16 protein-coding genes are annotated in these 21,219 nt (G+C 72.7%); 12 read left to right on the forward strand and 4 right to left on the reverse strand.

Features of this window, described 5'->3' with window-relative positions; all coding sequences use genetic code 11:
* Nucleotides 1–2: 2 nt before the first annotated feature.
* From narH to N553_RS0117010, 4 genes are read left to right on the forward strand one after another with little or no spacing between them, the layout of a single operon-like run.
* Nucleotides 3–1,682: a nitrate reductase subunit beta gene (gene narH / locus N553_RS0116995; protein WP_028047530.1), complete on the forward strand. Its 1,680-nt coding sequence runs from the start codon at nucleotides 3–5 to the stop codon at nucleotides 1,680–1,682.
* Entirely contained in the window at nucleotides 1,679–2,374 is a 696-nt protein-coding gene (narJ, locus tag N553_RS0117000; protein WP_028047531.1) for a nitrate reductase molybdenum cofactor assembly chaperone, read from the forward strand. Before narH ends, narJ begins: the two co-directional genes overlap by 4 nt.
* Nucleotides 2,371–3,120 (forward strand): respiratory nitrate reductase subunit gamma, encoded by a 750-nt coding sequence (gene narI, locus N553_RS0117005; RefSeq protein WP_028047532.1) that lies wholly within the window; start codon nucleotides 2,371–2,373, stop codon nucleotides 3,118–3,120. The genes narJ and narI overlap by 4 nt, the downstream gene beginning before the upstream one ends.
* Before the next feature lie 20 nt (nucleotides 3,121–3,140).
* The gene (locus N553_RS0117010) at nucleotides 3,141–3,446 is read left to right on the forward strand and encodes a DUF2249 domain-containing protein (protein WP_051640299.1); all 306 of its coding nucleotides are present in this window, start codon (nucleotides 3,141–3,143) and stop codon (nucleotides 3,444–3,446) included.
* A gap of 50 nt (nucleotides 3,447–3,496) precedes the next feature.
* On the opposite strand, the gene N553_RS0117015 is transcribed toward N553_RS0117010, so the two are convergent.
* Nucleotides 3,497–5,677 (reverse strand): DUF4214 domain-containing protein, encoded by a 2,181-nt coding sequence (locus tag N553_RS0117015; protein ID WP_028047534.1) that lies wholly within the window; start codon nucleotides 5,675–5,677, stop codon nucleotides 3,497–3,499.
* Between the two features lie 153 nt (nucleotides 5,678–5,830).
* Between N553_RS0117015 and dinB the strand changes: the two genes are divergently transcribed.
* From dinB to N553_RS0117030, 3 genes are all read left to right on the forward strand, one after another.
* Nucleotides 5,831–7,039 carry a DNA polymerase IV gene (dinB, locus tag N553_RS0117020; RefSeq protein ID WP_028047535.1) on the forward strand — a complete coding sequence of 403 codons (1,209 nt, stop codon included), beginning with the start codon at nucleotides 5,831–5,833 and terminating at the stop codon, nucleotides 7,037–7,039.
* 73 nt (nucleotides 7,040–7,112) lie between these two features.
* Entirely contained in the window at nucleotides 7,113–7,538 is a 426-nt protein-coding gene (locus tag N553_RS0117025; RefSeq protein WP_028047536.1) for a hypothetical protein, read from the forward strand.
* An 81-nt stretch (nucleotides 7,539–7,619) separates the two neighbouring features.
* Nucleotides 7,620–8,015 (forward strand): SRPBCC domain-containing protein, encoded by a 396-nt coding sequence (locus tag N553_RS0117030; RefSeq protein WP_028047537.1) that lies wholly within the window; start codon nucleotides 7,620–7,622, stop codon nucleotides 8,013–8,015.
* A 213-nt stretch (nucleotides 8,016–8,228) separates the two neighbouring features.
* Here N553_RS0117030 and N553_RS23300 read toward each other — a convergent pair whose 3' ends face one another.
* Nucleotides 8,229–9,722, reverse strand: a complete 1,494-nt coding sequence (locus N553_RS23300; protein ID WP_051640300.1) for an MFS transporter — start codon at nucleotides 9,720–9,722, stop codon at nucleotides 8,229–8,231.
* A gap of 123 nt (nucleotides 9,723–9,845) precedes the next feature.
* Here N553_RS23300 and N553_RS0117040 point away from each other — a divergent pair, with 123 nt between their 5' ends.
* Complete coding sequence (locus N553_RS0117040; protein ID WP_028047538.1) at nucleotides 9,846–10,466, forward strand: TetR/AcrR family transcriptional regulator; 621 nt, start codon at nucleotides 9,846–9,848, stop codon at nucleotides 10,464–10,466.
* 102 nt (nucleotides 10,467–10,568) lie between these two features.
* A complete protein-coding gene (locus N553_RS0117045; RefSeq protein WP_028047539.1) occupies nucleotides 10,569–10,877 on the forward strand; it encodes a DUF5808 domain-containing protein in 309 nt (102 codons plus the stop codon).
* On the opposite strand, the gene N553_RS0117050 is transcribed toward N553_RS0117045, so the two are convergent.
* Nucleotides 10,878–11,675: a family 1 encapsulin nanocompartment shell protein gene (locus N553_RS0117050; protein WP_028047540.1), complete on the reverse strand. Its 798-nt coding sequence runs from the start codon at nucleotides 11,673–11,675 to the stop codon at nucleotides 10,878–10,880.
* A complete protein-coding gene (locus N553_RS0117055; RefSeq protein ID WP_028047541.1) occupies nucleotides 11,672–12,664 on the reverse strand; it encodes a Dyp-type peroxidase in 993 nt (330 codons plus the stop codon). The genes N553_RS0117050 and N553_RS0117055 overlap by 4 nt, the downstream gene beginning before the upstream one ends.
* A 199-nt stretch (nucleotides 12,665–12,863) precedes the next feature.
* On the opposite strand from N553_RS0117055, the gene recC reads away from it, so the two are divergent.
* The 3 genes from recC to recD are packed head-to-tail and all read left to right on the forward strand — an operon-like array spanning nucleotide 12,864 to nucleotide 21,183.
* Complete coding sequence (recC, locus tag N553_RS23305) at nucleotides 12,864–16,160, forward strand: exodeoxyribonuclease V subunit gamma (protein WP_034623191.1); 3,297 nt, start codon at nucleotides 12,864–12,866, stop codon at nucleotides 16,158–16,160.
* Complete coding sequence (locus tag N553_RS0117065; protein WP_028047542.1) at nucleotides 16,157–19,447, forward strand: UvrD-helicase domain-containing protein; 3,291 nt, start codon at nucleotides 16,157–16,159, stop codon at nucleotides 19,445–19,447. The genes recC and N553_RS0117065 overlap by 4 nt, the downstream gene beginning before the upstream one ends.
* Nucleotides 19,447–21,183 (forward strand): exodeoxyribonuclease V subunit alpha, encoded by a 1,737-nt coding sequence (gene recD / locus N553_RS0117070; RefSeq protein ID WP_051640301.1) that lies wholly within the window; start codon nucleotides 19,447–19,449, stop codon nucleotides 21,181–21,183. The genes N553_RS0117065 and recD overlap by 1 nt, the downstream gene beginning before the upstream one ends.
* Nucleotides 21,184–21,219 lie beyond the last annotated feature (36 nt).

Here is a 21,219-nt window from a genome sequence, read left to right on the forward strand (position 1 = left end):
GCATGAAGGTCATGGCTCAGATGTCGATGGTGATGAACCTCGACAAGTGCATCGGGTGCCACACGTGCTCGGTCACCTGCAAGCAGGCGTGGACCAACCGCACGGGCGTCGAGTACGTCTGGTTCAACAACGTCGAGACGCGGCCCGGCGTCGGGTACCCGCGCTCGTACGAGGACCAGGAGCGGTGGGGTGGCGGCTGGGTCCGGACCAAGCGCGGCCGGCTGAAGCTGAGGTCCGGCGGGCGGTTCAGCAAGCTCGCCCACATCTTCTCCAACCCCAAGCTGCCCGAGATCAGCGACTACTACGAGCCGTGGACCTACGAGTACGACGCGCTGCTGTCGTCCCCGCAGGGCGAGCACACGCCGGTCGCGCAGCCCATGTCGCTGCTCACCGGCAAGGCCATGCAGATCCACTGGTCGGCCAACTGGGACGACAACCTCGGTGGGTCGATGGAGACCATGCAGGACGACCCGATCCTCAAGCAGATGAGTGAGAGCGTCACGGCCGAGCTCGAGCAGGCCTTCATGTTCTACCTGCCGCGCATCTGCGAGCACTGCCTCAACCCGTCGTGCGTCGCGTCGTGCCCGTCGGGCGCCATGTACAAGCGCGCCGAGGACGGCATCGTGCTGGTCGACCAGGACCAGTGCCGCGGCTGGCGCATGTGCGTGTCCGGCTGCCCGTACAAGAAGGTCTACTTCAACCACAAGACCGGCAAGGCCGAGAAGTGCACGATGTGCTACCCGCGCCTCGAGGTCGGCCTGCCCACGGTGTGCTCGGAGACGTGCGTAGGCCGGCTGCGCTACCTCGGGCTCGTGCTGTACGACGCCGACCGGGTGCTCGAGGCCGCCTCGGTCGAGGACCCGACGCAGCTGCTGGACGCGCAGCGCTCCGTGATCCTGGACCCGTTCGACCCGGCGGTGGTCGCCGCTGCGGAGCGTGAGGGCATCCCCCGCGACTGGATCGACGCCGCGCAGCGGTCCCCGATCTGGAAGCTCATCAGCACGTACCAGGTCGCCCTGCCGCTGCACCCCGAGTACCGCACCATGCCGATGGTCTGGTACATCCCGCCGCTGTCCCCCGTCGTGGACGTGGTCACCGGGTCGGGCAACGACGGTGAGGACGCGCGGACGCTGTTCGCGGCCATCGACCGGCTCCGCATCCCCGTGGAGTACCTGGCCGGACTGTTCACCGCGGGCGAGACGGCACCTGTCACCGCCGTCCTGCAGCGACTCGCCGCGATGCGCGCCCACATGCGCAACGTGAACCTCGGCACCGAGCAGGACCCGCGCATCGCGTCCTCGGTCGGCATGACCGCCGACGACATCGAGGCGATGTACCGGTTGCTCGCCATCGCGAAGTACGAGGACCGCTACGTCATCCCGGCCGCGCACGCCGAGAGCGCGGCCGCGCTCGAGGAGACCGCGTCGGGCTGTTCGCTCGACGTCGACGGTGGACCCGGCATGGGCGGCGCCGGCAAGTTCGGGTCGTCCTCCGGGCGCCCGATGCGCGCGGCGGTGGAGACGTTCCACGCGCTACGCAACCGGCAGACCGCGGACAAGCCGGCTGGCGCCGCCACCCGCGTCAACCTGCTGAACTGGGACGGCAACGGTGCGGAACCTGGCCTGTTCCCGCCGGAGCCCGGCCAGGACGGGTACGGCGAAGGGCCGGAGGGCGAGCGATGAGCCGCCGCCGCACGGGGGTCGGCAAGGCGCCGTCCCTGCCGTTCCTCGAGCCTGTCGACGCGCACCCGCGCGAGCGTGCCGTCGCGCACATGGCGGCGTCGCTGCTGCTCGAGTACCCGACGCAGGAGCTGCGCGACCGGCACGCCCTGCTGCGGGACGCGACCGGCATCCTGTCCGACCCGGTCGCCGCGGCGTTCGCCCGGTACCTCGACGCGGCCGACGCGCTCGACCTGGACGCCCAGCAGGCGCACTACGTCGAGACGTTCGACCTGCGGCGCCGCTGCGCGCTCTACCTGACCTACTACGCGGCCGGTGACACCCGACGCCGCGGCATGGCGCTCGTGACGTTCGTCGAGGCCTACCGGGCCTGCGGGTGGGTACCGCGAGACGACGAGCTGCCCGACCACCTTCCGACGGTCCTGGAGCTGTCGTCCCGTGACCCCGGGCCGGTTGCGGACACCCTCCTCGGCAGCCACCGCGCGGGTATCGAGCTCCTGCGCTCGGCTCTGCACCACGTGCGCACGCCGTACGCGCACGTTCTCGACGCGGTCTGCCTGACGCTGCCGGCGGTCGACGAGGCCACCGCCGCACGGTTCGCCGAGCTCGTGTCCAGCGGCCCTCCGAGCGAGACCGTCGGCCTGTCCGCTCCCTTGCTCCCCTTCCCCACCGTTCGCTCGGAGGTCCCGGCATGAGCACGCGCGACATCCTGCTCTGGGTGGTGCTGCCGTACGTCGCGGGGGCCGTGTTCGTCGTCGGGCACCTGTGGCGGTACCGGTACGACCGTTTCGGCTGGACCACCCGGTCGTCCCAGGTCTACGAGTCGCGCCTGCTGCGCCTGGGCTCGCCCATGTTCCACATCGGGATCCTCATGGTGATCGGCGGGCACGTCGTCGGGCTGCTCGTCCCGCGGGCGTGGCTCGAGGCCGTCGGGGTCTCGGAGCACGTCTACCACCTGGGTGCCACCTGGATGGGCACGATCGCCGCGGTCCTCACGCTGGCCGGTCTCGCGATCCTGATCTACCGGCGACGCACCGTCGGTCCGGTGTTCCTGGCCACGACCCGCATGGACAAGGTCATGTACGTCGTCCTGGGCGCAACCCTGGCGCTCGGCACGACCGCGACCGTCATGTTCCAGCTGCTGGGCGACGCCTACGACTACCGCGGCTCGATCTCGCCCTGGATCCGCAGCCTGCTCACGTTCCAGCCGGACCCCGAGCTCATGGCCCACGTGCCCCTCGCGTTCCAGCTGCACATCCTGTGCGCCCTCGGCCTCTTCGCACTGTGGCCGTTCACCCGGCTCGTCCACGTCTTCTCGGCACCGCTGGGGTACATGACCCGCCCGTACATCGTGTACCGGTCCCGAGACGCCACCGGCCTGGGCAGCCGGACCCCCCGTCGTGGCTGGGAGCGCGCCGAGCGCCCCGGCGCACCCCGCTGACCCCTCACCAAGGAGAGAACATGTCCGCCGAGCACGTCGAGATCCTTCCCACCGCCCCGCAGCCCACCGAGGCCCACTCGTGCGGGTGCGGTGGCCACGACGAGGCCGACCCCGTGCTGGACGTCCGGCCGATCCCCCACGCCATCCGGCACGCGACCGTCTTCGGGGCGTTCGCGGCGATCCCGGCGGGCCAGTCGCTCGTCATCGTCGCGCCGCACCTGCCGCTGCCGCTGATCGCGCAGCTCCGCGAGCGCGCCGAGGTCGACGTCGAGGTCCTGGTCGACGGACCCGACGCCTGGCACGTCCGGCTCACCCGCGTCGGGTAGGTCGAGCTCGGAGCCCCGGCTCGCCGTGCGGGGCGAGCCGGGGCGCCACTTCACGGCCGCAGCGCCAGGACCCCTTTGTCCCACGCCTCGACGTCGACCCAACCGACGTCCGTGCCGAGACGGATCGGGGCGGCCCAGCCTCTGGTGTCCCCCGTCCACAGGGAGCCGTCGGACGCGATGCCGGACCACTGCGCGAACGCGACCGCCACCTTGTTCCAGGTGGCAGGCGCCGGGACCAGGTGGGGCGCCACGTCCTCCGGCTCCGCCCAGGCCGAGCCGTACCAGGTCCAGAGCTCCTTCGTCGTGGTCAGCGCAGCGAAGTCCCAGTTCGAGGCGACGACGCTCTCCCAGGTGGTCGCCGTCCCGATCTGTTGCGGCCCGCTCAGCCTGGCACCGTCCAACCCCAGGCCCCACTGCCAGAGCGTTCCGTCGCTGCGGACGCCGACCGACGTCCACCACCCGGTCGCGACGGACTTCCAGTGGTCGGTGCCGATCCGCACCGGAACCCGGCTGCTCGGCGCCGACGGCGCACCGAAGGTCCCGTAGCCGTTGTCACCCCACGCCCACAGCTCGCCGTCGCCTGTCAGCCCGAGCGTGAAGCCGTCGTCGCCGACGACGGTCTTCCAGGTCTTGCCCGCTGCGCCGGCGACGGGCGTCGGCTCCCGGACGACGGCGTCGGCGGAGCCGGTGCCCATCTCTCCGTTCTCGTTGGAACCCCAGCCCTTGAGCCCGCCCGGCGTGAACTCGGCGAACCGACCGGTCTGCAGGTCGAAGATCGACGACGCCGTCTGCGAGGTTCCCGTTCCGGCAGTCCACGACGGCGCCGAGCCCGCATCCCCGGTCCAGGACCATGTCGAGCCGTCCGACCGGCGGGCGGATGCTGTGTAGTCGGAGGCGGCGAGCGAGGTCCACCATGTTCCCGTGCCGACCTGGACCGGGCCAGTGGCGTTCCCGTCGCCATCGACATCCCAGCTGAAGAGGCGACTACCGGGGGCTGTCGGGTTCTTGCCGACGACGGTCACCGGCGCAACGGGCACCGACCCGGTCGCCGGCACAGCCGTGACGGTGTGGTTGCCTGCGCCGAAGGGACCGCACACGGTCGCGCACGGCGTCCCGTCGAGCTTCACGGTGAAGTCCGCCGTCGCGTCCCAGTGGTTGCCGCCGGCGTCGGTAGCCGTGACGGTGACGGCTGTCGAGGCACCGGCCGGGATGTTGCCCCCGTTCGGCGCCGCGAGGCCGGCGACGGCGATCGAGCCGGACACCGCAGGGCCGTGGGTCACGTGCAGCACGGCCGACGTCGTGAAGCCCTTCCAGGACCCCGTCACCGTGTAGTCGCCCGCGGCCGTGGCCCAGCACGCGCTGGCCGCGCACGTGCCACCGGCCGAGATCGCCAGCACGGTCTCCGTGGTGACGTCACGCAGCCCGGTGCCGTCCGCGACGAGAGTGACGGTGAACGGCACGTGCGTCCCCGCGACCGCTTGGGCCGCACCGGCGAGAGCGATGCCGGTCGGCACGGGCCGCACCGCCAACGCCCAGTACTCGTCGCTCGCCACGATGCCGCCGATGATGTCCTCGTCGTGCGTGCCCGCCTGCAGCAGCGCGATCCAGTTGCGCTGACCCGTCGGATCCAGACTCCGCTTGAGCAGCTTCTGGTAGTAGCCCTCGACCACCGGGGTCAGGTGCTCGGCAGACAGCAGGATGCCCATCGAGATCGACGTCCGCGACGCGCGGCCCTGCAGCAGCCCCGCAGCCCAGTCCGCCGCCTCGCCTGGACCGGCGGTGCGCCCGAGCACGTCGCGGTACATCGCGCTGACCCACGGCACCGGCTGACCGCCGTTGTGCGCGTAGTACTCGTCCGACGCGATGAACCCTGAGCTGATCTGCGAGATCGTGGCACCCAGGTCCATCGCCGTGAGCCAGTTCTGCAGTCCCTGCGGGTCCGGACCGCGACCCAGGAACTTCAGGTACGTGTCGGTGATCAGCCGCGACCGGAACTCGTGGCTGGACGTGATCGCATTGGCCACCGCCACCCGCGGCCCGCCGGTGCGCAGCGCGAGGAGCCACCCCGCCGCGCCGGTGGGGTCGGGAGCGCGGTCGAAGAGGTCCGCGTACACCGAGCTCACGTAGCGTGCCAGCTGCTCGTCGGTCGCGGCGGACGCCGGACGGGAGCCGGAGACTCCTACCACCGACACCACAGCCGCGGCAGCGACGAATGCGACCGCACGGAGCATCGCGCGAGCACGGGCAGGACCGGTACGAATCAGCACAATGCTCCCAGCGACGTTGGTGGGCCGAACGTAGCGGTTCGCGGGCCTCGGACGACAGCCCCGTCCGGGTGGCGCTAGCCATCGACGCTAGCGGATGTCGGCGGTCGGGTCGAACATATGTTCGTGCCCGAGCCCCGACCCCCCAGCTCCACGATCCTGCACGCCGACCTGGACGCCTTCTACGCCTCCGTCGAGCAGCGTGACGACCCGCGGCTGCGCGGACGACCGGTCGCCGTCGGCGGCGGGGTCGTGCTGGCGGCGTCGTACGAGGCCAAACGCCGGGGCGTGCGCACCGCGATGGGCGGACGGCAGGCGCGCGCCCTGTGCCCGAACCTGATCATCGTCCGGCCCCGCTTCGACGCCTACGTCGAGGCGAGCAAGGCCGTGTTCGAGCTCTTCCGGCGCACGACCCCGCGAGTGCAGGGCGTCTCGATCGACGAGGCGTTCCTCGACGTCGGCGGCCTGCACCGCATCGACGTCCCTCCGCTGCAGATCGGCGCACGCCTGCGGGAGTGGGTCCGCGACGAAGTGGGCCTGCCGATCACCGTCGGTGTGGCCCGCACACCGTTCCTGGCGAAGGTGGCCAGCCGGGTGGCCAAGCCCGACGGTCTCTTGCTGGTGCCGCCCGACGGGGAGGACGCGTTCCTCTACCCGCTACCGCTCGAGCAGCTCTGGGGCGTCGGGGAGATCACCGCCGCCAAGCTGCACGCCTACGGCCTGCGCACCGCGGGTGACGTCGCAGCCCTCCCCCAGTCGGTGCTCACCGGCACTCTGGGACCCGCGGCCGGGCGGCACCTGTACGCGGTCGTGCACGGACGGACGCCCGCCACGGTGATCACGGGCAGGCCGCGGGGGTCGATCGGTGCGCAGCGTGCGATCGGGCACGGTCCGCACCAGGACGCGTTCGTCCGGGCTGCACTGCTCGGCCTGGTCGACCGGGTCTGCCGACGCATGCGCACCGGTCACCGCACCGCCCGCACGGTCGTCCTGCGCCTGCGCTTCGAGGACTACACCAAGGCCACCCGCTCGCGCTCGATGCCGCAGGCGACCTCCTCGGGTGCGGACATCGCCACGACCGCGCTGGTGCTGCTCGACGCGGCGGGTCCGCTCATCAGGGCACGCGGGCTGACGCTGGTCGGCATAGCGCTCACGGGCCTCGAGTCGGACGAGTTCTACCAGATGGTGCTTCCGCTGGACGGTCCGGACCACAGCGGTCTCGACGTCGCTCTGGACGGCGTCTCGGCCCGGTTCGGTTCCTCAGCCGTGCGTCGCGCCAGCCTCCTGCGTACCGGGGAGGGCTTCGCCACGCCGCAGCTCCCCGACTGATTGCCCGAAGGAATCGACTCGGCCGCTCGGCTGTTATGACATAACGCCAACGATTCCGAAGAAGTGGACGGCAATGTCGAAGAGGAAGGGCCGTGTCGAGTTCGAGGACGACAACGGCCGCACGGTGCGCTACGACCCGCACGCGAAGGGCGGGGGGCTCGTCTCCCCGGATGCTCGCGTGAGCGCAGACGCCACGATCGCCCGGACCGCGTACGTCGAGGCCGGCGCGACCGTGGGTGACCGGACGCGGGTGGACGAGTGGAGCTGGATCGACCGGGACGTCGCAGTGGGCGCCGACGTGGTCGTCGGATCGCACGTGCACGTCGGGCGTGGGTCGCGCGTACGCGACCGCGCTCACATCGGCAGCAGGGCGCGCCTCGGCGCAGCGGTGGTGGTCGAGCACGGGGCGCACATCGAGGAGGACTCGGTCGTCGGCGACGGCACGGTGGTTCCGAGCCGCCGGAGCGCTGGCCGCGGCGACCAGGGGCTCGCGGCGTAGACGACGGCGAGAAGTTCACCCCGCCATGACCGGCGTCGTACGGGATCCTGGGGAGGTCGCTCACCGAGGAGAGGCGCCGGGATGAACGAGCTCGTCAGCCGCGCGTACACGTGCCGCACCCCCGTCAGCGCGTCACGCGTCTGGTCCGCGCTCACGGACAGCGAGCAGACGCCGACCTACCTGTACGGGATGACCCTGGTGTCGTCGTGGACGAACCACGCGACGCTGCACGCTGCCCATCCCCTGGGCCACGCCCTCCGCGGAGAGGTGCTGTGCTGCCGGCCGGGTGAGCGCCTGTCCTACGTGCTGCAGGGCGTGGGCGACGACCCGCCCGTCTATCTCACGTGGCAGATCGCGCCGGACGAGGACGGCTGCACCGTCCGCCTCGAGGTCGACGAGCTCGGTGCGGATGGCGACGGCGACGACACCTGGCCGACGGTGCTGGAGCGACTCGCGGAGCTTCTCGCAGCGGCGTGAGCGACCGAGCCTCGCCGGGCGCCTGTGGGTCGTCGACGAGCTGCAGCCCGCGCGCGAGGTGCGCCGCGTCGGGGCCTGCGGCTGACGGGTAGACGGCAGTCCGGCGCGCGGTGCGCCGTGCGTGATGCTGCGGCTCACGGGTGCAGACGACGGAAGGACAGACGACGGAGCGCCGCCGCCCGATCGGGGCGACGGCGCTCTGTCGATGCCGGGTCAGTGCGCGAGCACCACCGCATCCTCGGCCGCAGCGGGGGCCGCTGCCGGGGACTCGAGCCGCGCGGCCCGGTCGGCGCGGGTCCGGAACAGGCTCGCGCTCAGGACCAGACCGACGGCGAAGAAGCCCGCGGCCCAGGTGTAGGTCACCGAGAAGGAGTGGATCGCCCCCGCGGCGATGACGTCCGGCCCGGCGGGCTGGTGGTCGGTGATGTACGCGGTCGCCACCGTGGCGGCGATCGTGTTGAGCACCGCCGTGCCGATGGCACCTCCGACCTGCTGGCTCGTCGAGACCATCGCCGAGGCCGCGCCGGCCGACGAGCGCGGCACGCCGAGGGTCGCCGCCTGGAACGACGGCGGCATGATCGAGCCCATCCCGATGCCCATGGCGACCAGCCCGATCAGGACGTGCGCGTACCCGCTGTCGGCCTGGAGCTGGGAGAACCACAGCATCGCGCCCACGCCCATCGCCATGCCGAACGGCACGACGATCTTGGGCCCGAACCGCGGCACGAGGAGGTTCGTCTGAAGCTGGGCCGTGATCACGATGGCCACGATCATCGGCAGGAACGCCGTACCGGTCTGCATGGGCGAGTAGCCCTTGGTCAGCTGCAGGTAGTAAGTGAGGAACAGGAAGACGCCGAACATTCCCGAGCCTGCGACGAGGATCGAGAGGAACGAGGCGCCACGGTCACGGTCCTGGACGATCGACAGCGGCAGCAGCGGGAACTCGGAGGTGCGCTGCCGGAGCACGAAGCCCACCAGCAGCACGACGCTGGCAGCCAGGGAGCCCCAGACCTCCGGCGAGGACCAGCCCTTGGGCTCCGCCTGGGAGAAGCCGAAGACGAGCAGGAAGAGGCCGCCCGAGGCGAGCAGGATGCTGGACAGGTCCAGCTGGTTGTGGTGCCGGACGACCGTGCGGGACAGCAGCATGCTGCCGGCGACGAACGCGAACGCCGCGATGAACACGTTGACGTACAGGTTCCAGCGCCAGTTGAAGTTCTCGGTGAGGTAGCCGCCAAGGATCAGACCGATGGCGCCGCCCATGCCGGCGATCGCGCCGAAGACGCCGAACGCGCGGGCCCGCTCCTTGGGCTGCGTGAACGTGGTGGTCAGGACGGACAGCGCGGCGGGTGCGAGGACCGCGGCGAACACGCCCTGCAGCGCGCGGGCTCCGACGAGCAGCTCGAACGTCTGGGCGGCCCCGCCGAGGGCGGAGGCGGCCGCGAAGCCGACGAGCCCGACGAGGAACATGCGCCGACGGCCGAACATGTCGGCCAGCCGACCGCCGAGCAGGAGCAGGCTGCCGAACGCGAGCGCGTACGCGGTGACGACCCACTGCCGGTCGTTGTCGCTGAACCCCAGGTCGGCCTGGGCGGACGGCATGGCGATGTTCACGATGGTCGCGTCGAGCACGACCATGAGCTGGGCGAGCGCGACGGTGGCGAGGACCCACCAGCGGTGCCTGGTGTCTTCTGGGACGGGGATCGACATGATGATGCTCCGGGGGGATGTCGGGGGTCGGTGCGTCCGACACTAATACAGAACTCGCCAGTTCCGGAACCCCCGAGTATCGTTACATCTGTCATGTTGTTCGTCAGCCGGCGAAGGAGCCCTGTGGAGACGACTGTTGCGCGCAAGCCGGGCCGCCGGCGGGACGAGTCCAAGGACGACGCGATCCTCGCCGCAGCCCGCGAGCTGCTGGCCGAAGAGGGCTTCGACGGCATGACGATGGACGCCGTCGCCGACCGTGCCGGCACCGGCAAGGCGACCGTCTACCGCCGCTGGCCCTCCAAGGTGCAGCTCACGGTCGACGCCGTCGTCTGCGCGCGGGGCATGTCGGCAGACATCGCGGACATCCCCGACACCGGCTCGCTGCGCGGCGACCTCCTGGCCGTCCGCCTCGGCCGTCCAGCCGACGAAGCCGCAGAGCTCATGCACGGCCTGATGTCCGCGGTACGCGAGAACCCCGGCCTCGCGACGGTGTTCCACGAGCAGTTCGTCGCCTCACGCGTGCGCCTGATGCGCAACCTGCTCGAGCGTGCACAGCTGCGCGGAGAGCTCCGCCCCGACATCGACCTCGACATGGTGGCCGCGGTCGCGCCGGCGATGATCTCCTACCGCAAGATGGTCGCCGGTCTGAAGGTGGACGACGCCTTCGTGCTCCAGATGATCGACTCCGTGATCCTGCCCCTGGCCACAGGCACGACAGGCACGGGCGAGACACCTCAGCCGTAGAGATCGGGGCGCCGCACGCCCGCCGTGCGACGCCTGTCCTGGTCGAGGGAACTGCGGCAGGCTGTCGGGTGGACCACGAGCCACCCGGACCCAGGAGTCGAGATGCCCACGACCGAAGTACGCCCCCGACGCTCACGCGACCTCGACCGCCTGGTCAAGCTGATCAGCTTCGCCCTGGTCGTCACCGCCGTCGTCAAGGAGCTGCGCACCCCGCCCGAGCAGCGGACGTGGAACGGCGTGGTCATCGGCTTCGTGCCGTACGACCTGCGCTTCCCCACCTTCGCCCGGGTCAAGGAGCGGATGTGGAACCCGACGAGCACCCGGTTGATCAACCCCCGCGTGTTCGGCGTCGGCTGGACCGTGAACCTCGGTCGGCTCGTCGCGCTGGTGAGGGCGAAGATCGCGGGCTGATCAGCCGTTCGTGAGAGCCACACCCGCCTCGCTCGTCTGCACCAGGAACGTCAGCGACTCCTGGAAGTAGAGCTGCACGCTGGTCGCGTCGTGCGAGAGGTACCCGATCGACAGGTCCTGCCCCAGGTGGAGCTCGTAGTCGCCGCCGCGGGTCGACAGCAGGAACCCGCCGTCGATCGCCGGTGCCCAGATGATCTCGTCGACGACGCGGGCCAGGTGCTCACGGATCGGGTAGCCGTGGTCGGACGTCTCGGTCACGGCCGTGTAGAGCTCCGCGGACAGGAGCAGGGCGATCGGGCCGTCGACGCCCGCCAGACGCAGCTCGGTGAGCGCCTGCGTCACGGCGTTCGGGTAGTCACGGACCTCCGACGGCAGGGCGATCGGTGCGTTCGAGGTGCTCGCCCGGACCCCGTCGATGCCCGCCGCGGCGAAGCCCTCGAAGATCGCACGGTCCTCGGCGAAGGCGATCTGCATCGCGGCGTCCTTGACCGGCTGCCAGTCGGGGTCCTTGCGGCCGCGCTCCACGTCGTCGACCGACTGCCGGTCCACGGTGAACGGCACGCGCAGCTCGACCAGCGACTGCGCCAGACGCACCTGGGCACGCACACCGTCGGCGGGCGGCGCCACCGGCGAGACCTTGCCGGTGCCCACCGCGGCGAGCGAGTCCCCGGCCGGACCGACGACGTCGACCACCCGCCGTCCGGCGACGTGCCGTGTGAACGTGCGTCGCGCCTCGGCCTCGAGGTCGTCCCACGCCGCCCCCGAGATCGGTGCGAGCTCGCGGTGCAGGTTGTTCATGACGATGTGCTCCCTCTCAGGCTGCCGATCCCCAGTGAGGGGTCGGTGGTGACGCTGACGGTCTCGACCCCGGCCGGGCCGTCGTCGAGGAGCTCGACCGTGGGAACGAAGAACAGGTTCCCTGTGACCGCGGTCGAGAAGTCGAGGATGCGGTCGTAGTTCCCGGGCGGCTTGCCGACGAACATGTGGGTGAGCATCTGCTCGATCACGTCGGGGTGGTTCGCGTACCCGATGAAGTACGTCCCGAACTCCCCCCGGCCGACCCTGCCGAACGGCATGTTGTCGCGCACGATCTTGCGCTCGGTCCCGTCAGGCTCCTCGATCACGGTCAGCGCGACGTGCGAGTTCGACGGCTTGACGTCGTCGGGTAGCTCCAGGTTCGAGGCCTTGGACCGACCGATCACGTGCTCCTGCACCTCGACCGGCAGGGCGTTCCAGGTGTCCAGGTCGTGCAGGTACTTCTGCACGACGACGTAGCTGGACCCCTCGAACCCCGGGTCCTCGCCGCCCACGGTCACCGCGGCCAGCGCCGTCTCGCCCGCGGGGTTCTCGGTGCCGTCGACGAACCCGAGCAGGTCGCGCTCGTCGAAGTACTTGAACCCGTGCACCTCGTCGACGACGACCGCCGCGCCCCGGAGCCGGTCGACCAGGTGCGTGGCGAGCTCGAAGCAGAGGTCCATCTGCCGTGCGCGGATGTGGAACATGAGGTCGCCGGGGGTCGCGACGGCCCGGTGCTTGTCGCCGAACACCTCCCGGAACGGGTGCAGTCCCGCCGGCTTCGGTCCGGTGAAGAGCCGGTCCCAGGCCGTCGACCCGATGCCCACGACGCACGCCAGACCGGCCTCGGGAACGCGGAACCCGACCGAGCGCTCCAGAGCCGTCACGTCGGTCAGGACGTCGCGGACCGCAGCCTCGCCGCCCGGGAGGATGCTCAGCACCAGGAAGATCGCGTTGCTGGTCAGAGGCGTGAGCACAGGCTGCGCGGTCACGCGCCATCCCTTCGTCGAGCGTCCGTGGGGCAGGTCGACACACGATAGTTCGCTCGACGGCGCCCTAGCGTCACCGGATCATGGGCGGCGGCCCTCCCGTGGACGAACCCGGTCGCGAGGACGACGGCCAGACCCCGAACATCGCGTAGCCCTGTGCACGGCCCCGGCCACGGCCAGGCCAGATCGCTAGAGTTCCCCGGTGACCTCGACGACGCCCTCCGGGCTCCGGGTGCACGTCGCCGAGCGGACGGACGTCCTTGTCGACGCCCTCGCAGAGGTGCTGCTCGTCGCACCGGCGGACCCCTTCACGCCGGACGTCGTCGCAGTGCCCACCCGGGGCGTCGAGCGGTGGGTAGCTCAACGGCTCTCGCACCGGCTCGGCAGCGCCACGGGCGACGGCGTCTGCGCGAACGTGCTGTTCCCCTCGCCGCAGCGCCTGGTCGCCGACGCGCTCGGCAGCAGCCTCGACGACGACCCGTGGAGCGCCGCGGCACTGCCCTGGCACGTCCTCGCCGCTCTCGACGCGCACCTCGACGACGACTGGCTCGCCACGGTGCGCCGCTACCTGGGTGAGGAGTCCGACGAGGTCCGACGCAGCAGGCGGTTCCGGCTCGCGCACCGGGTGGCCCGGCTGTTCGGCACCTACGACGCCCAGCGCCCGGCGATGCTGCGCGCCTGGGCCGCGGGCCGCGACGGGGACGGCACCGGCGAGGCGCTGCCCGACGACCTTGCATGGCAGGCGCAGCTCTGGCGCAGCGTGCACGACGCCGTCGAGGCTCCTGCACCCGCCGAACGGCTCGACGACGTCGTGGCCCGGCTGCGGACCGACCCCTCGAGCGTCGACCTGCCGGCCCGGCTGTCGGTGTTCGGGGCGACGGCCCTGCCCGACGGCCAGCTGCGGGTGCTCGACGCTCTCGCGGTGCACCGCGAGGTCCACCTGTGGGTCCCCCAGCCGTCGCTCGCCCTCTGGGAGCGGCTGCCGCCCGCGCCGACGAGACGGGCCGCGTTGCGGACACCCGCGCGCCACCCGATGCTCGCGTCGATGGCCTGCGACGCGGTCGAGCTCGGCACGCGCATCCTGACGCTACGGCCCGACGTCACCGTCGTCGCCTCCGCGCCCCGGCCCGACACGGCCCTCGGCGCACTCCAGCGCCGCATCGCCGACGACCGGACCGATGAGGCGCCCTCGGTGCTCGCCCCCGGCGACCGGTCGGTCCAGGTGCACGCCTGCCACGGCCGCTCCCGTCAGGTGGAGGTCCTCCGGGAGGTGGTCGTCGGGCTGCTCGCCGACGACCCGACCCTCGAACCACGCGACGTGATCGTCATGTGCCCCGACGTCGAGGCGTTCGCACCGCTCGTCGAGGCCGCGTTCGGGCCGGCGGCAGGCACGGACGACGACACCCCCGAGCACCCCGGCCGCACGCTGCGCGTGCGGATCGCCGACCGGGCACCGGCAGGAGCCAACCCGGTGCTCGCGGTCGTGGCCACGCTCCTCGAGCTCGCCGACTCGCGCGTCGGAGCGTCCGCGGTGGTCGACCTCGCGGGTCAGGCGCCCGTTCGGCGCCGGTTCGCCTTCGACGACGAAGGGCTGGACCGCATCCGCACCTGGGCCATCGAGTCCGGAGCCCGCTGGGGCGAGGACCTGTCCCGCCGCGAGCGCTACCAGCTCGGGTCGCTGGCGCAGGGCACGTGGTCGACCGCCCTGGACCGCCTCCTGCTCGGTGTCGCCATGGCCGAGGAGGACCAGCGGTTCGTCGGCACGGTCCTGCCGGTCGACGACGTCGGGTCGACCGATGTGGACCTCGTGGGACGGCTCGCCGAGCTCCTCGACCGGCTCACCGGGACGCTCGCGCTTCTCTCGGGCGTGCACCCGGCGGGCCACTGGTTCGATGCGCTCGACGACGCGGTCACGCTGCTCACCGACGTGCCGCCGGCCGATCGCTGGCAGCAGGTGGAGGCCGCCCGCGCCCTGGCCCTCGCACGCACCGCGGCAGGCGACTCGACGCTGCGCCTTCCCGACGTCGTGGCGCTGCTCGAACCGCAGCTGGTCGGGCGCCCGACCAGGTCGGGTTTCCGCACGGGGGCGCTGACCGTCTGCTCGCTGGCGCCGATGCGTGCCGTGCCGCACCGGGTGGTCGCCCTGCTGGGCATGGACGACGGTGCGTTCCCTCGCGGGTCGGGTCGCGACGGGGACGACATCCTGGCGCGGGACCCGCTGGTCGGCGAGCGAGATGCCCGGCAGGAGGACCGTCAGCTCTTCCTCGACGCGGTGACCAGTGCGCAGGAGCACCTCGTGGTCGTGTACTCCGGTGCCGACGAGCGTACGGGCGCTCCTCGCCCGCCGGCCGTCCCCGTGGGCGAGCTGCTCGACGCCCTGGACGCGGCGGTCGACGGCGACGCCCGCGCGCAGGTGGTGCGGCATCCGCTGCAGACCGTCGACGAGCGCAACTTCGTCACGGGTGCGCTCGGGCGGCCCGACGCGTTCAGCTTCGACACCGTGGACCTTGCGGCGGCCGTCGCGGGCCGTGGGACCCGGTCGGCCGCACCGCCGTTCGTCCCCAGCCCGCTCGCTCCTCCGCTGGGTGACGCGATCGACCTCGACGACCTCGCGTCCACCCTCGAGCACCCGGTCCGCGCGTTCGTCCGTGGCCGCCTCGGTGCGAGCCTGCCCGGCGACGAGTCGCAGCTCGAGGACCGGCTCCCGCTCGAGCTCAGCGGGCTCGACCGGTGGCCCATCGGTGACCGGCTGCTGCAGGCGGCGCTCGCCGGGGTCCCGTTGGCCGATGCCGCGGCCGCTGAGCGGCGGCGGGGCCACATGCCACCCGCGACGCTCGGTGGCGCGGCGCTCCGGGCCATCCAGGCGCAGGTCGAGCCTCTCCTCGCAGCGACGGACCGCTACCTGGTCGAGCCGAGCACGAGCGTGGACGTCACGGTGCCCCTGCCCGACGGACGGGTGGTCACGGGCACGGTCACCGGCCTGCGCGGCGACGTGCTGGTCCGCACGGTGTTCTCCCGCCTCGCCCCCAAGCACCGCCTGCGCGCATGGGTCCAGCTGCTCGCCCTCGCGGCCGCGTTCCCGGACCGCACGCCGGCGGCGGCCACCATCGGACGCGGCCTGGGACTGAGGTCACGGTTGGCGTTGCTCACCGCGCCCGCGCCCGACGACGCCCGCAGGATGCTCGCCGGTCTGGTCGCTCTGCGCGACCAGGCGCTGTGCGCCCCACTGCCGCTCGCGCTCGGCGTGAGCTACGCGTACGCGCACCACCGGGTCGGCGGGGGTGAGGAGGCGGACGCGCTCGACGCGGCGCGCGCGGAGCTCGGCACCGCCGCGGACGCCACGGGTGGACGCGGCGGGTTCGAGTCCGTCGACCCCTACCTCCTGCTCGCGTTCGGCGACCCGTTCACGTTCGAGCGGCTGCCCGCGCGCGAGCTGGGTGAGCTGTCGGTGGCGCTGTGGTCGGACCTCCTGGTGCACGAGGAGGTGGCGTTCACGTGAGCGGCGACCTGGCCCCGTTCGACGTGTGCGGTCCGCTCCCCCTCGGAACCGTCGTCCTCGAGGCGAGCGCCGGCACGGGCAAGACGACGACGATCGCCTCGCTCGCGGTGCGCTACGTCGCCGAGGGCGTCGCCCGCCTGCCTGAGCTCCTGCTCGTGACGTTCGGCAGGCTGGCCACCTCCGAGCTGCGCGAGCGCGTCCGGGACCGCCTGGTCGAGGTCGAACGCGCGCTGCGCACGGGTGACATCCCGGACGACCCGGTGATCGCGCTGCTCGCCCGCTCGGACCGGGCTGAGCGGGCCAAGCGCCTCACGACCGCGCTGGCCGAGTTCGACGCCGCCACGATCACGACCACGCACGGGTTCTGCCAGCAGATGCTCGCGTCGCTGGGCACGATCGGCGACGTCGAGCCGGATGCGCGGCTGGTCCCCGACATCGCGGACCTCGAGGCGGAGGTGGTCGACGACCTCTACCTGCGCAAGTACAAGGACTCGGCCGAGCCCGTGCTGTCGGTGCCCGAGGCGCGACAGATCGCGCACGAGGCGATCAGCGACTCGGCGGCAGCACTGGAGCCCGCGGACGCTCCGGCCGGGTCGACGGCCCGGGACGCGTACGGGTTGGCCGTCGCCGCGCGCGCCGAGCTGCTCCGGCGCAAGCGCTCGCAGCACGTGCTCGACTACGACGACCTGCTCGTCCTGCTCCGGGACGCGCTCGTGGACAGTCCCGTCGCCGCCGAACGGGTCCGGTCCCGCTACAGCGTGGTGATGGTCGACGAGTTCCAGGACACGGACCCGGTGCAGTGGGACATCCTGCGGACGGCGTTCCACCAGCACCGCACGCTCGTCCTGATCGGCGACCCCAAGCAGGCGATCTACCGGTTCCGCGGCGCGGACGTCGCCACCTACCTGCGCGCCCGCGCCGACGCCACCACGCAGACGCTCCACCGGAACTGGCGCGCCGACCCCGCTGTGATCGACGGCCTCGCGCCGATCCTGAACGGCACCGCGCTCGGCGACCCGCGCATCACGGTCCGCCCGATCGAGCCGGCCCGGTCCGGACGACGCCTGCGCGGCGGACCCGCCGTCCGCGTCCGCCAGGTGACCCGAGCGGCTCTGAAGGCGCCCGACGACGCGAAGAACCCGTCGGTGGCCGTCGGCCGCGAGTTCGTGCACACGGACGTGGCCGCGCAGGTCCTGCGCACGCTGCGGGAGGAGCAGATCGCCGACGGTGACGAGTGGCGGCCCGTCCAGCCGGGCGACATCGCCGTGCTCACGCGCGTCAACGCGCACGCCGTGGCGGTCCAGCGAGCCTTGGCCGCAGCGGGGGTCCCGGCCGTCATCTCGATGCTGTCGAGCGTGTTCGACACCCCTTCGGCGCGCGACTGGCTGATCCTGCTCTCGGCGCTCGCCCGCCCAGGCGTACCCGGCTTCGTGTCCGCGGCCGCGCTCACCCCGTTCGTGGGGTGGACCGCGACCGAGCTGGCCGAGGCGAGCGACGAGCAGCGTGACCAGCTCACCGGCAGGCTGAGGTCCTGGTCGCGGGTGCTGGACGACCACGGCGTCGCCTCGCTGCTCGAGGCGACCGCCGCCGCCGGCCTGCGGGAGCGGCTCGTACGGCTGTCCGACGGGGACCGACGCCTCACCGACGTCCGGCACGTCGGTGAGGTGCTGCACGCCGCGGCCGTGCGGGACGGGCTCGGCGCGGCCGCGCTCCTCGAGTGGCTGCGGGGTCGCGTCGACGAGGCGGGCAGCGACTACACCGAGGAGCGCAGCCGTCGCCTGGAGACGGACGCGGCGGCCGTCCAGGTCATCACGGTCCACGCGAGCAAGGGCCTGCAGTTCCCGGTCGTGCTCGTCCCGTACCTGTGGGACCAGTTCGTGCCGGACAGCCCGGCGACGATCGGCTACGACCGCGACGACCTGCGGTTCCTGCACGTCGGGGGCAAGGGCAGCCCCGGGTACGACGAGGCGGCGAAGGCGGGGGCCGCCGCCGATGCCGGTGAGGGTCTGCGCCTCGCGTACGTCGCCCTGACCCGCGCGACCAGCCAGGTCGTCGCCTGGTGGGCCCCGTCGCGGAACTCCCTGCGCGCGCCGCTCACCCGCCTCCTGCTGGGCGGTCGCGACGCCGACGGGAAGCCCGACGAGATGGTCAGACCCACCACGGACGCGAAGACGACCGCGGCGCTCCGGTCGCTCGCGGGCGACGCGTTCGAGCTCGAGCTGGTGACGTCGGCAACAGCCGTGGTCCCGTGGGCGTCGGCACCCTCCGAGGCGGTGGACCTGCACGCCGCGAGCCTGGGGCGTCGCCCCGACGTCACCTGGCGCCGCACCTCCTACTCGGCGCTCACCGCAACGGCCCACGACGCGAAGCGCGTCGGCTCCGAGCCGGAGGCGCCGGGCGTCGAGGACGAGCCCGACCTCGTCGTCGCGCCGCACGACGAGACGTACTCGCCCGAGGAGGAGGCCGAGCTGCGCGGAACGGCATCCCCGATGGCGGACCTCCCGGCAGGGACGCTGTTCGGAACGCTCACGCACCGGGTGCTCGAGCTCGTGGACGCCGCTGCTCCCGACCTCGCCGCGGAGGTGGCCGCCCAGTGTGCCGCCGCCCACGCACCGGACCTCGCCGACGCGCTCCTCCCCGCGTTGCGGACCCCGCTCGGCCCCCTGGCGGGCGGCCTCCCGCTCGCCGGGATCGCGGGCCCCGACCGCCTCGCGGAGCTCGACTTCGAGCTCCCGCTCGCGGGCGGCGACACTCGCGGCGGCACGTCCTCGCGGACGGTCCGCGAGGTCGCCGGCCTGCTGCGCGAGCACCTCTCCGCGGACGACCCGTTCGCCGCGTACGCGGACCGGCTCGACGACGGATCGGTCTCGGCGACCGCTCTGCGCGGCTATCTGACGGGCTCGATCGACGCGGTGCTGCGGATCCCCGACGGTGCGGCCGGGCACCGCTACCTCGTCGTCGACTACAAGACGAACCGGCTCGGCGCCTTCGACGAGCCGCTGAGCCTGTGGCACTACCGTCCCGAGGCCACCCTGGCCGCGATGATGGACGCCCACTACCCGTTGCAGCTCCTGCTCTACTCGGCCGCGCTGCACCGCTACCTGCGCTGGCGCCTGCCGTCCTACGACCCTGCCCAGCACCTGGGGGGCGGCCTGTACCTCTTCCTACGCGGGATGGCGGGGCCGACGACCCCGACCGCCGCTGGCGTCCCGTTCGGTGTCGTCTCGTGGCGGCCGCCCGCCGCTCTCGTCGTCGCCCTGTCGGACCTGCTCGCGGGAGGCCGCTGATGAGCACCGTCGACGACCGCGCCGCGGCTGGGGTCCCGTGGCGGGTGACCGGTCTGCTCGCGCCCTTCGTCGCCGCCGAGGTCCTCGTCGCGGCCGACGTCCACGTCGCCCGCCGCCTCGGGGCGATCGGCAAGGAGCCCGACGAGCGGGTCCTGCTGGCGGCTGCGCTCGCGGTCGCTGCCCTGCGAGGTGGGTCGGTCTGTGTCGCCCTGGACGAGCTCGAGCACCCCGACGTCCCGTGGCCGGAGCCGGACGGCTGGCACGCGGCCCTTCGTCGCAGCGCGCTGGTGGCCGACGGCCCCGACGGCCCGGCGGACCGCCCGATGCGCTGGGTCGACCGCCGTGTCTACCTCGACCGCTACTGGCGCGACGAGCAGACGGTCCGACAGGCGGTCACCCACGCCGGACCGGCGAGCGCCGACGCCGCAGCGCTCGACGCCGCCGTGAGGCGACTGTTCCCGCGGGACGCGGACGACGCCCAGCGGGAGGCGTTGCGGACCGCGGCGACGTCCCGGCTGACCGTCCTGACCGGCGGACCGGGTACCGGCAAGACCACCACGGTCGCCCGGTTGGTCGCCGCCCTCCAGGCGTCCGCCGGTCCTGGTCTGCGCGTCGCCCTGGCGGCCCCCACCGGTAAGGCCGCCGCCCGCCTGCAGGAGGCCGTGCACGCGGAGCTCGCCAGGCTCGACGCGGCCGACCGCGCCGCCGTCGGCGAGCTGCAGGCGATGACGATCCACCGGCTGCTCGGCCGCCGCCGCGACTCCACGACGCGCTTCCGGCACGACCGGCAGCACCACCTGCCGCACGACGTGGTCCTGGTGGACGAGTCCTCGATGGTCTCGCTGCCCCTGATGGCCCGCCTCACCGACGCCCTGCGCCCCTCGGCGCGGCTCGTGCTGGTCGGCGACCCTGACCAGCTCGCGAGCGTCGAGGCCGGCGCGGTCCTGGGCGACCTCGTCGCTGCCCTGCCCCGCGGCGTCGTCCGGCTCACCCACGCCCACCGCTACGGCACCGCCCTGGCCGACCTCGCCGAGGCGATCCGCCGGGGCGACGCCGACGAGACGCTCGCCCTCCTGCGCTCGGGCGACGAGCACCGGGAGCTGGTCGAGCCGTCGTCCGAGGACCGCCTCACCGCACCGGACGTGGCAGCGCTGCGTGCCGACGTCGAGGCCACGGGTGTCGCGCTGACCTCGGCAGCCCGCTCCGGGGATGCCGCGGGGGCTCTGCGCGCCCTCGGTGAGCACCGGCTGCTGCTCGCCCACCGTGAGGGCCCGTTCGGCGTCGCTCACTGGGCCGCGACCGCGGAGACCTGGGTCGCCGCTGCCACAGGCGCCCCAGCCGGCGGAGCCTGGCCGGTCGGCCGACCGCTCCTGGTCACCGAGAACAGCCGTCCGGTCGGCCTCTACAACGGCGACACCGGAGTGGTCGTCGCCGACGGCACCGGTGTCGCGGTCGCCTTCGGGGACCCGGACAGTCCGCGCCTGGTCCGCCCGTACCAGCTCCCGACGGTCCAGCCCGTCCACGCGATGACCGTCCACCGCGGACAGGGCAGCCAGTTCGCACGCGTGACGCTCGTTCTGCCGCCGGGGACCTCCCCGCTGCTCACCCGTGAGCTCCTGTACACCGCCGTGACCCGGGCACGCGAGCACGTCCGCGTGATCGGCACGGAGGATGCCGTGCGGACGGCGGTCGGGCGACCGATCAGGCGGGCCAGCGGACTGCGCGAGCCGCGCTGAGCCGTTGCAGATCGCCACCCGTGCGCGTGGCCACGA

Source organism: Cellulomonas sp. URHE0023 (genome assembly GCF_000688475.1).
GTDB lineage: Bacteria > Actinomycetota > Actinomycetes > Actinomycetales > Cellulomonadaceae > Cellulomonas.